Source organism: Streptomyces hainanensis, from assembly GCF_004348415.1.
Lineage (GTDB): Bacteria > Actinomycetota > Actinomycetes > Streptomycetales > Streptomycetaceae > Streptomyces > Streptomyces hainanensis.
This window is the reverse complement of sequence record NZ_SMKI01000845.1, coordinates 1-1,159: the sequence shown is the minus strand read 5'-3', so window position 1 is coordinate 1,159 and position 1,159 is coordinate 1. Positions and strand designations below refer to the sequence as shown.

At 77.5% G+C, this 1,159-nt stretch carries 2 protein-coding genes; both read right to left on the bottom strand.

The features are described from left to right. A partial coding sequence (locus E1283_RS36380) for a class I SAM-dependent methyltransferase (RefSeq protein ID WP_132822416.1) occupies window positions 1–624 on the bottom strand: 624 nt, incomplete at its 3' end. A gap of 19 nt (window positions 625–643) precedes the next feature. Further along, window positions 644–1,159 (bottom strand): UbiA family prenyltransferase (locus tag E1283_RS36375; protein WP_165956381.1); only part of this gene is annotated, 516 nt, incomplete at its 5' end.

Below are 1,159 nucleotides of genomic sequence, written 5' to 3'. Positions count from 1 at the left end.
GATGGCGCGCAGGGCCGCCGGCGCGTACATCCGCCGGAGGCTGACCGTGAAGTCGTGGGCGTTGGGCCAGCCGCCGACGAGGAGCGCGACGGGCACCAGGCCGAGCAGGGCGGGGTGGCGCCAGCCGTCGACGATCAGCAGCCGGCCGGCCACCCGCGTGCCCTCGCGCAGCACGTCGGCCACCTGGCCGGGGTCGAGGTGGTGCAGCGCCGCGACCAGCACCGCGAGGTCGTGGGAGCGGTCGGGGGCGTCGACGGCGGTGGCGTCGAGCCGTCGGACGCGCGCCCTGGGGTGGTGGCCGAGCGGGCCGGCGCGCAGTCGGGTCACGGTGCCGGGGTCGACGTCGCTGACGGTGAGCCGGGCGGTGGGGATCCCGCGGAGCAGTTCGGCGGCCAACCGGCCGCTGCCGGCGCCGAGTTCGAGGATGCGCGGGCGAGGTCCCGGTGCGGCGCGGCGCACCAGGTCGGCGAAGGTCCGGTAGGCGCCGATCAGCCGGTACTGGCGGTCGACGGCGCGCAGGATGCCCGCGTGGAGGTGGCCGAGGTCGGGCCGGTCCAGGTACTCGACGGCGTCGGTCTCGAACCACCGGTCGAGACGGGAGGCGTGCGGGCCGCCGCGCGGCATCGGGGCGCTCCGCACCGGCTCAGGCCCCGAACACGGGGCGGGTGAGGTCGCCGAGGAGGAACGCGGCCAGCACGGCGGCCGGGTAGACGCTGGCGCCGGCGAACAGGGCGAGCGCGGTGTCCTGGCCCGGGTGGCGCCGCAGCCGGACGGCGGGCCGCAGCAGGCAGAGCGCGCCGGCCAGCAGGGCGCCGACGAGGCCGACGGGGCCTACGGTGGCCCGGGCGGCGACCATCAGGGCGGCGCCGGCCAGCACGGTGAGGAGCAGGCAGCCCTCGACCAGCGCCACACTGGCGCGTTCCCCGTACACCACGGGGACCGTGCGCAGCCCGAGCCTGGCGTCCTCCTCGCGGTCGGCCAGGTCGTTGGGGATGTTGCGGCCACCGATCTCCCAGGCGGCGAGCCAGAGGAAGAGCAGCGCGAGCAGCGGCCAGTCGGCGCGCGGGGTGAGGGCGAACCAGCCGGCGGGCGCGCTGAGGCCGATCATCGCGCCGGAGAGCAGGGCCTTCCAGGGGGTGACGGCGGCCAGCGCGCAGTA